Here is a 9,242-nt window from a genome sequence, read left to right on the forward strand (position 1 = left end):
AGGATCCCATCATGAAGTCGATCGTCATCCATGCGGCAAAAGACCTGCGGGTCGAGGAGACCGATCCGGGCTCCCCTGGCGACGGACAGGTCGAGATCGCGGTCGAAGCCGGCGGCATCTGCGGCTCGGACCTGCACTACTACAATCATGGCGGCTTCGGCGCGATCCGCCTGCGCGAACCGATGATCCTCGGCCACGAGGTTGCCGGCACGGTGAAGGCCATCGGCGGTGGCGTTTCGGCGCTTGCCATCGGCGACCGCGTCGCCATCTCGCCCAGCCGTCCCTGCAATGCCTGCCGTTACTGCCTGCAAGGCATGCAGAACCAGTGCCTGAACATGCGCTTCTACGGCAGCGCCATGCCGATGCCGCATATCCAGGGCGCGTTCCGCCAGCGCCTTGTCGCCGAGGCGTGGCAGTGCCACAAAATCGCCGACCATATCTCCATCAACGAGGCCGCTTTCGCCGAGCCTTTTGCGGTTACGCTGCATGCCATGAACCGCGCCGGCTCGCTGCTCGGCAAGCGGGTTCTGGTCACCGGCAGCGGGCCGATCGGCGCGCTTTGCATCATTGCGGCCAGAGCCCACGGCGCGCGCGAGATCGTCGCCACCGATGTCATGGACGGCGTACTGGCAAAGGCGCTGGAGATCGGCGCCGACCGCACCATCAACGTCGCCACCAACGGCGAAGAGCTCACAGCCTACAATGTCGACAAGGGCAGTTTCGACGTCATGTTCGAAGCCTCCGGCAACGAACGCGCCGTGCGGGCCGGGCTCGATGTTCTGAAGCCACGCGGTGTGCTGATGCAGTTGGGTCTCGGTGGCGACGTGTCGATCCCGCAGAACCTGATCGTCGCCAAGGAAATCGAGATGCGCGGCAGCTTCCGCTTTCACGAGGAATTCGCGCTTGCCGTCGATCTGATCAACCGCCGCCGGGTGGTTGTCAAACCGCTGCTGTCAGGCATCTATCCGCTCGACGAGGCGGTTGCCGCTTTCGAGATCGCTAGTGACCGCAACAGGTCGATGAAGGTCCAGATCGCGTTCTAAAGATCCATCGGATGCGCCAGAGGCGCATCGCCACATTTCCTTAAATCGCGTCGGCGCCGATCGCCGCCAGCGCGGCGCGTGCCACGTCGAAATCCTGCTCGCCGGTTCCCGAACCGACACCGATGCCGCCCGCCAGGCGGCCATCGAAGCGGATCGGCAGGCCGCCAGGCAAATTGGTCACGCCGCCCTGCGAGGCGATCCCTGCCGAGAGTGCCGCTTCGAACGCCATGCCGCCGGTGGCGGCGTTGATCGACGCCGCCGTGCGCGCCTTGGCCCGCGCCGTATGCAGGCTCAGGAACCGTGCGCCGTCCATACGCAGGCTGGCGATGGTCTCGCCGCTCGCATCGACGACCACAAGACATTGTGGCACGCCCATCGTTACAGCGCGCGCGGCCCCGGCAGCAACGGCTTTCAAGGCGCCTTCATGTCTGAGGCTGAGGGTCTCTCGAAACATCACTGCGGGAACTGCCCTTCTCTGTCTTGGGATTTGCAGTGGGGAACGTCAGGTGCTTTCGCGCTCGACGACGCGATAGCCTGTCAGGACGATTTCCTGGCCGTGCCGTTTCTCGTCGCCGCGGATCACCTGGATCAATCTGCGAGCAGCCTGTTGCCCGATGCCGTAGCAGTCCACATTCACGGTGGTGATGCCGGGATGGCAGAAGGCGGCGACCTCATAGTCGCCAAATCCGGCGATGGCGATGTCCTGCGGCACCCGCATGCCCCGGCGCTTGCATTCCATCAGCGCGCCGAAGGCCGAAAGATCCGAGACGCAAAGCACGGCCTGCGTGTCCGGCCAGCGTTCTAGCATGCTGACGACGGCCTGGCCGCCCTGCTCGATGGAGATTGGCGGCACGCCGAAGGAAACGAGGCGGCCGGTCGGCAGGTCGAGTTCCTCGATGGCCCTGACGAAGCCTTCGCGCCGCTGGCTGCCGCGCGTGTCGCGCGAGGTCGTGCCACCGATGTAGCCGAATTTTCGGTAACCCTTCCTGGCGAGCGTCTTGACGAGAAGTCCCATCGCCTCCTCGTTGGAGAACCCAACAACTTGATCGATCTGCTTTACCGGCAACTCCCAGGTTTCGACTACTGGAATTCCGGCGTTTTTCAAAAGGCGGCGCGCGCGATCCGTGTGAGCGCCGCCGGTTAAGATAATGCCTTCCGGCCGCCGACGGAGCATCGCTTCGATCAACCGTTCTTCCTTCTCAGCCGTGTAGTCGGTGTAGCCGAGCAGAAGTTGCAGCCCCGTGCTTTCAAGCTCGTCGGTAATGCCGCGAGCGGTGTCAGCGAAGTTGGAATTGTTGATCGACGGGACGATAGCCGCAACGAACCCTGTCTTGCGCGAGGACAGGCTGCCGGCTGACTGGTCAAGCACATAACCAAGGTCGTTGACCGCGACCATGATTTTTTCCCGCGTCGCCTTGGAAACCCGGCTGCCCTCTTTCAGTGCGCGTGAAACGGTCATGGTGGACACTCCTGCCCGCAGAGCCACGTCAACCATAGTTGGCGCATGGTTATTGCCGGACGTTGAGGACACTGCCTTGGCCATCAAGCCACTCCGGCGGTTGCTCGCGCCGCGAACGTTTCACGCTTCGCCAAACGGCTTACCTGGTCGCTATTCGCCTTCATGAACCACCTCCGGAACCCAATACCAAGGACATGTTATCGATATCATGAGGGGCTGGCAATAACCGGAGACCCGGGTGAGGCGCGGCGGTGTCAATATTGGCTTTCGGCTGCTGTTGGGTGTGTCTGTCACGATGAGCGTTTCGGGCCATCCCAAACCGCCCTTCCAGATGAGGTCAAAGAATCTCTGTCTTTAGATTGAAGAGATTCGAGCATCCAGTTGTGATAGGTTTAGGAACGAGCGTTTTCCGACCGAGGCAGGCGAACGCCACTTGGGCCTTTGAACCTCACTGCCCATTCACCGGCACCGATACGTCGATATCCTTCGTAAGTGCGCCCAGAGCAACGTGTTGCTCAGTCGAGCCCAAAACCAATGGCTTGCCTGACAGTATGACCTTGGACGTCAGACCTTCGCCCATCGCAAATGGCTCGGGGTCCTGATAGTCCCTGTAAAACGCATAGGGTACGGTGATCAGATCAGACTTCTCGTCACGCAGCAGGATTTCGGTGACGTCTGTTCCAAATATCTCGCGCACCTTGTCACCGACGATGCGCGTGACGGTCTTGACATTCAACGTCTTGGCCATTGCTTCGCCGACACTGTTGAGGATCGCGAGTTCTTTTGCGCGGTCCTCGGACACTTTCAACAGCCGCTGGGTTTCGTCGAAAAGGCGGGCATTCGAGATGGCAACTCCCATGCTCGACGAGAGAGCTTGCAAGAGACGCACGTGATCTTCGCTAAAGGCGTTCTTTTGGTAACTCTGCACGCTGACAACTCCTAGAGTTCTGCCTCCAGCGATGATCGGCACGCCTAGGTACGATTCTGATCGCTCCGCTTCGGTAAGTGCGATCACATCAAACTTGAGGGACTGCTCAAACGTATCAATAACCAGCGGTGTTCCAGAGAGAATGACCTTTGAGGTAAGTCCTGCGCCCAAAGTGAACGGCTCCACGTCCTGGTACTCACGATAGAATGAATACGGGACGATGATGAGATCAGATGCCTCATCGTGCAGCAGTATTTCCGTGATGTCCTCCCCGAATATCTCCCGAACCTTGTCACCGACGATGCGTGTGACAGTCTTGACGTTCAACGTCTTGGCCATTGCTTCGCCGACGCTGTTGAGGATCGCGAGTTCCTTTGCGCGGTCCTCGGTGAGGTCGAGCAGACGCTTGTTGTCGGCAGAAAGTTGACTGAGTTGAGTTGCCCCAGATGCTTTGGCGACTTCCAGCTCGGCAATGTACCGGTCCGCTGATTCGAGTCGACCAGCAAGGTCGATTTCGACTGAGCTCTGCATGTCGGCTGTCTCCCCCAAAAATCCGCCAAGAGTGCGAGCGGCATCCTTCCCCAACTGCTCATCATACATTAGCAAGCACTGTTACATGCCGCGCAGTTGATTGTCAGTACCCGGCCAGCGTCTTTGCGCAGCCATTAGCCTCTGATGTCCGCTTCTGCCACAAATCACCCAGTCCCGGTCATGAGAAATGTCCGCTTTCGCGAGCGGCCATGGGTGCCCGCTATGAACCAGATGAGGCGCGAGGCGGTCATGCCCGATGTCACCTGCGAAAGTCTGCTTCGGGTCACGTCACGACGATGTTCGCACCGAATTAAAGTTCCGCTATTGAGGATCCGGAGCCCGAAGCTGTCAGTCCGCTTGCGGCCCCAAAACCGACATCTTGACTGAATGTCTGAATTCACAAGTACTCCAGGCTGCTCAAGCGGTCTTGCTGGCTTGGAATGGCGAACAGGCGAGGCCCGCAGTTTTGGCCTGCTCTAGTCAGAGCGCGCTCGCTTCCTTACCGTAGCAAAGAGTCTTCCCGTTCACGTCGCTCGATCGATGGAAGCAACCCTTGCTCTCACCTCGGCCACTTTGGGTTCTCGCCAATCTACTTGCTCAACTCTGCCACATATTCGATAGTCGAAGGCAGAATCCTGTTCTTTAATTTTGATCTGCAGGGCTTGGGGTTAAGGGTATGTCATTTCTGTTTTGTTCTGCGCAGATGGCGAATACGGCTGATTTGGGCTGCGAAGAGGCACCGAATTGATGCTGTTTGGTCAGTTGAACCCAGACATATTCGCCCTTTTCGCTGGGTCGAACCGCTTCTTATACGAGCGGATCTTGATCGGGCTCTATGAAGGTTTTTATCGTTCCGACTTGCACTTCCCCTCGCAGAGCGAGGCTCTTCACCTGATCTACGGATTGTTGGGCGAGCATGCTGAACTCTGGCGAGAGGACGAGGCCCCGATCGTTCTCGACCAGTTGGCCACTCGCCGCGGACGCCGCATCAGGCGGCGAAATTTGGAAGCGGCCGATCCGCAGGCGACAAACGAAGCGATATACGGGCGCGCCACATCTATAACCGGCTCATTGCAACAGGCTGGATCGAAGAGAGCCGTTATGGCCTAAAGGTAACCGTGGACATGCCTGCTGGCGCCATGCGCCTCGCCGAGTTTCTCTGCGATCTGCGCGAGGGCCTGACAGAGCAGTTGAGCGGCTTGGTTATTCAGGTAAAGAATGAACTCGATGCTCTATTGCTAAATGCACGGGAGAACGCACCGGGGCTGCACAAAGCCGCCCGCGACGCCGCCACATTTGGGCGCTATCTGCGTAGCGTGCTGAGCGCGCTGCGTGAAATCGACAAGCAGGTCTTGGCAAGCGACAGCGTCGGACGCAGGCTGCGCCACTACTTCGAAGACTTCGTCGAGCGGATCCTACTGCAGGACTATGCCGCGATCTCGACGACTTCTCATCCCTACCGGTTTCGTCGTCGCATCTTCACGGCGCTCGATTCAATCGAAGATTCGATCGCCGACGTTGGCGCAATCGCCGAAGCCTATTGCGAGGTTCGACTCGCCCCGGACATCACTGCTGCACGGGACTTGGTGTACGACGACCTTCACAAGGTCCGGCGTGTTTTCGATCAGATCGAAGAAGCGTTCGAGCGGATCCAACAGCATCGCAGCCGGCTCGAAACGCGCCTGCGCAACACGGTGCGCTATGCAGGCCGTCGTGGCGGCACTTTCCTTCAACGTAGCGAGCCGATCATGCTTCGGCTTGATAAACTGCTCGGGGGGCACCGAGCCGATTACAGCCTATCCGGACTGCTCGAGTCCCGACAGACGTATTGGTCGCCGCTGCTACTCGCGCGAGCACGCAACTACCGCACGACAGTGACGGGCGGGGTTCTCGTCCTACCCCCTCCAGATCCCCTGCGAGAAATTCGGAAGCAGCTCGAGCGCGGGTATCTGAATCGCCTCGCGGTGACGCCGGAACAAGTAAGCCGCTTTTTGGAGAAGCGGGTTCCTCCATTCGGTGCAAGCGACGCTAGCCATTTCTGGATCGACAACGTTGACGATTTTCTTGCGTTCGAGACTTTGCGGCTCTCGGTTCTGGCGGCAGACCAGGATGGCCGAGGCAACGCTATAGCTGATCACCTTGCTTCAGCGTTTGGCTTTTCGCCTGCCCTCGGGCACTGGGTCGACAATGCCTGGTTAAGTTGCACTGGCTTCACCGTCACACGCCGAGGCGACAGCATAACGCTCGAGGGCTCGCATGCTCAGTGAGTTCCAGGCGCTCGAAGCGCGCGATCCGCGCCGCATGCAACGCGTAAGGCAGGTGATTAGTCACTTGCTGCGTAATCAGTTTTTGCACGTCGAGGATCGAGGTTCGTCGAGTCTCCTGGATACGTTGCTCAAATCGGATGTCGAACGGCTTGCTTCCGACTACTTTGACGTTGCCGGCTATCGATATTGTGCGCGAGAGCGAAGGATGGGCAGGCATTCTGCCTGACACGGAACAGATCAGCCATCCGCGCATGCGGATCGACGAGACCCTGGTACTACTTCTCTTTCGCAGGCTTTGGGAAGAAGGCGTTCAGGAGGGCGATGTCGAGCGATACGGGAGTGTGCTGGTAACGCTTAATGCCGCTTACGACGCATATCAGGACATGGTGGCGCGCGCCCGCCGGCCGACCCTGTCGATTGCCGATTTTAAAGCACTGGTCGCGACTCTCGAGCGGCGCGCCATCATTCGCCTGGGTGAGCTCGACGACGAATTGGAAGATATTCCACTCACGATCCGCGCCCTGGTGGCTACCGTCGCCGGTGACGAATTCCTCGCCCATCTTGAAGAGCTGCTCTCCCGCCCGGACTTTCAGGACACCGACTTGGAGCCGGTGAACAACAATACGGACGCCAACGAGGAGGATGAGGCATGATGCAGCTCGTCCACATCGCGCTCGTACAATGGCACTTGTTCGACCGCGAAGATCTGGCGATTGCCGGTGACACCGCGATCTTGGGCCAAAATCGTTCGGGCAAATCAACGCTGATCGATTTAATCCAGGCAGTGATGACAGGGGGGGGCCCGGCGTTGGTACCAATTCAACCGCTCGGCGGGCGAAACCGGCAACCGCAAATCGGAGCGGACCTTGCGCGGCTACTGCTTGGGTCAACTCAACGAGCATGAGTTTTTGCGAGAAGAGGCTGTAACCCATATCGCGCTTGTATTCGCGGACCCACAAGGAGTTCGGCCGCCGGTGAGTGTCGGCTTGTGTATTGAGGCTTCGGCCACAGATGAGGCGCAAGTCGTGGGGCGCTATATCGCACCCGGAATCCGCATAGATACCGACCTTCTCGTCGAGCACCTGGAGGGCAACCAGCAGCGGTCGGCGCCGTGGACGTTGGTGCGCGAGCGTCTAGAGCTAGCCTGCAGTGCTAAGGGAACAGCGCTGATTCGGCCTGATGGTCCACGCAACCATATCCGCGAATATATGCGCCAGCTATTCACCGGTAGGCGGCACAGCGACCCTGAGCGCTTTGTTCGCGCGTTTGTGATGGCACTCTCGTTCGAAGACATGCGGTCTGTTGAAGGCTTCGTGCACAATTTTCTTTTGGCTAAGAACGACATCAACATCGGCGAACTGCGTGAGAGCATTCAGCGGTACCGCGACATCCAGAAGGACATCCACGAACTTGAACGGCGGCTGGGTGCACTCCGGGCCCTCGCCGAACTGGTAGCCGCATTCGTAAGCTTGCTCGAGCGTGAGGAAATCGCCAGGGGCGTCGCACGGCTGGCAGCACTGATCGAGGCGGGTACGGCTCTTCTTGCCAACATCAAAGAACGCCGAGACAATCGTGCTGCGGTCGACGACACGCAGCGCATGATCGATAGGTGCGATGACGAGATCAAGTCGCTGCGCGAGCGGCAGGAGAGTCTCGTCGCGCAATCGCTAGCAGAGGGTGTTGCTGGAAAGCGCGCGGTAGTACAGAGCGAACTAAAGGCCGTCGAGCTTGCCCAAGCAGAGATCTCGAAGCGCTTGCAAGCACGATTTCTTGCCGTTGCCCGCGCAGCCAGCTTGCTTGACCATCGCGAACAATTGGCATCGCTAAAGCTTGGCGCCTTGTTCCAGAGCCTCGAAGCTCTCAAGAAAAAGAGCGGGGGGCTGGCGCCGCCGAGATGGCCGCGCGAACCGCACGAGATGGAAGAGCTCATCGCGGGCGCGCGCGAGGCTGCATTGGTTAATGTCGAAAAGATACTCGACCGTCGCGACAATGCGATTGCACAGCGCCGCAAGCTGCAGGAAGAAATTGCTGATCTAGTCCACCGCCGCGACCGCGCACGCGCCGGTCAGGTCGCGCTCGATGACCGCACCGTTCGGCTGATGGCCGCGCTGCAGAGGGAGAATATGCGGCCACGAGCGCTTTGTCAGGTCGCGGAGATCATAGACGCTGATTGGCGCGAGGCGGCGGAAGGGCTGCTGGGACGTGATCGTGAAGCTATTCTAGTCGAGCCTGAACATGCTTCTCGCGCAGTCGAGATCCTGCGTTCCGGCCGCGACAGCTTTCGCGGGTGCCGCGTGGTTAATACGCGTCGTTTGACTGAACAACGCTCCGGCTTCGAGACTGGATCATTGGCGACTGTCTTCGCCAGCGAGGACCCACTCGCCATGGCGTTTATCCGCTTTCGCACCGGTCAAGTGCGTCTCGCTGATACGCAGGCAGTGTTGCTTGGGGTGGCCGCGCGATTATGCGCGACGGTGCTTACAATAGCGGGATAGTTGTTGAAGTGTTGCGCACACAGGACCTCAAGATCGGCCGCGCCGCTGCCCCGTTGATGGAAGCTGAGCTGACGCGCCAGATAGCGGAACGCCAGGGTTGGGTGGCAACACACTTGGATGCGGAGCGGTTCCACGACGATATCCGACGCAAGCTCGAGCCGTTAATCGAGGAGGTGCCGGTCGCGGACCGCCTCGACCTGCTAGCTGAAGCCATCGACCAGCATAACGTAATGCGAACCGAGCTGCAGCAGCGGCTGGACCGAATTGCAGCGACAGTCGACCCAGCGATCCAACAAGGACTAGACCTCGTGAAGCTTCAGCTAGGCAGCGCGAGCGATGAGAAGGAAGAGCTCATCGATCGCCGAGGCCGGCTTGAGGCCGCGCGCCTTGAGGCCGACGAGGAAGTCCCTCCAGGGCGAGCGGCTCTCGCGATTGGCCATCTCCACGGCCAGGATCTGGCGCCTTCCGTCCCAGTCGATACCGACCGCGATCAGCACCGCCTGGCTCATGACAACACCG

General features: G+C 59.6%; 9 protein-coding genes and 1 pseudogene. 6 read left to right on the forward strand and 4 right to left on the reverse strand.

Going from position 1 to position 9,242, the window contains the following annotated elements; translation table 11 throughout:
* Window positions 1-11 precede the first annotated feature (11 nt).
* A complete protein-coding gene (locus tag NKH38_RS30700) occupies window positions 12-1,043 on the forward strand; it encodes an L-idonate 5-dehydrogenase (RefSeq protein WP_352765170.1) in 1,032 nt (343 codons plus the stop codon).
* 40 nt (window positions 1,044-1,083) lie between these two features.
* Here the strand turns inward: NKH38_RS30700 and NKH38_RS30705 are convergent, their stop codons facing one another.
* The 3 genes from NKH38_RS30705 to NKH38_RS30715 form a co-directional block, all read right to left on the reverse strand.
* Window positions 1,084-1,497, reverse strand: a complete 414-nt coding sequence (locus NKH38_RS30705; protein ID WP_352765169.1) for a heme-binding protein — start codon at window positions 1,495-1,497, stop codon at window positions 1,084-1,086.
* 48 nt (window positions 1,498-1,545) lie between these two features.
* The gene (locus tag NKH38_RS30710) at window positions 1,546-2,538 is read right to left on the reverse strand and encodes a LacI family DNA-binding transcriptional regulator (RefSeq protein ID WP_352765167.1); all 993 of its coding nucleotides are present in this window, start codon (window positions 2,536-2,538) and stop codon (window positions 1,546-1,548) included.
* Window positions 2,539-2,950: 412 nt separating this feature from the next.
* Window positions 2,951-3,961 (reverse strand): GAF domain-containing protein, encoded by a 1,011-nt coding sequence (locus tag NKH38_RS30715; protein ID WP_352765165.1) that lies wholly within the window; start codon window positions 3,959-3,961, stop codon window positions 2,951-2,953.
* A gap of 744 nt (window positions 3,962-4,705) precedes the next feature.
* Between NKH38_RS30715 and NKH38_RS30720 the strand changes: the two genes are divergently transcribed.
* The 5 genes from NKH38_RS30720 (at window position 4,706) to NKH38_RS30740 (ending at window position 8,723) form a co-directional block, all read left to right on the forward strand.
* On the forward strand, window positions 4,706-5,071 hold the full coding sequence (locus NKH38_RS30720; protein ID WP_352765163.1) for a hypothetical protein: 366 nt from the start codon (window positions 4,706-4,708) through the stop codon (window positions 5,069-5,071).
* On the forward strand, window positions 5,047-6,228 hold the full coding sequence (locus NKH38_RS30725; RefSeq protein ID WP_352904757.1) for a Wadjet anti-phage system protein JetA family protein: 1,182 nt from the start codon (window positions 5,047-5,049) through the stop codon (window positions 6,226-6,228). The genes NKH38_RS30720 and NKH38_RS30725 overlap by 25 nt, the downstream gene beginning before the upstream one ends.
* A gap of 137 nt (window positions 6,229-6,365) precedes the next feature.
* Window positions 6,366-6,881: a DUF4194 domain-containing protein gene (locus NKH38_RS30730; RefSeq protein ID WP_023731920.1), complete on the forward strand. Its 516-nt coding sequence runs from the start codon at window positions 6,366-6,368 to the stop codon at window positions 6,879-6,881.
* A complete protein-coding gene (locus NKH38_RS30735; RefSeq protein ID WP_352638657.1) occupies window positions 6,878-7,132 on the forward strand; it encodes an ATP-binding protein in 255 nt (84 codons plus the stop codon). Before NKH38_RS30730 ends, NKH38_RS30735 begins: the two co-directional genes overlap by 4 nt.
* Window positions 7,095-8,723, forward strand: a complete 1,629-nt coding sequence (locus NKH38_RS30740; RefSeq protein ID WP_352638656.1) for a hypothetical protein — start codon at window positions 7,095-7,097, stop codon at window positions 8,721-8,723. The genes NKH38_RS30735 and NKH38_RS30740 overlap by 38 nt, the downstream gene beginning before the upstream one ends.
* 371 nt (window positions 8,724-9,094) lie before the next feature.
* Here the strand turns inward: NKH38_RS30740 and NKH38_RS30745 are convergent.
* Window positions 9,095-9,242: pseudogene (locus NKH38_RS30745) on the reverse strand (transposase); the annotation flags it as partial.

It is taken from the genome of Mesorhizobium sp. M1078 (assembly GCF_040318615.1).
Lineage (GTDB): Bacteria > Pseudomonadota > Alphaproteobacteria > Rhizobiales > Rhizobiaceae > Mesorhizobium.

Excerpts from the sequence above, each read along its gene's own strand:
- NKH38_RS30700 (WP_352765170.1), top strand. The coding sequence starts at position 12 with ATGAAGTCGATCGTCATCCATGCGGCAAAAGACCTGCGGGTCGAGGAG.
- NKH38_RS30705 (WP_352765169.1), bottom strand. The coding sequence starts at position 1,497 with ATGTTTCGAGAGACCCTCAGCCTCAGACATGAAGGCGCCTTGAAAGCC.
- NKH38_RS30710 (WP_352765167.1), bottom strand. The coding sequence starts at position 2,538 with ATGGTTGACGTGGCTCTGCGGGCAGGAGTGTCCACCATGACCGTTTCA.
- NKH38_RS30715 (WP_352765165.1), bottom strand. The coding sequence starts at position 3,961 with ATGCAGAGCTCAGTCGAAATCGACCTTGCTGGTCGACTCGAATCAGCG.
- NKH38_RS30730 (WP_023731920.1), top strand. The coding sequence starts at position 6,366 with ATGTCGAACGGCTTGCTTCCGACTACTTTGACGTTGCCGGCTATCGAT.
- NKH38_RS30735 (WP_352638657.1), top strand. The coding sequence starts at position 6,878 with ATGATGCAGCTCGTCCACATCGCGCTCGTACAATGGCACTTGTTCGAC.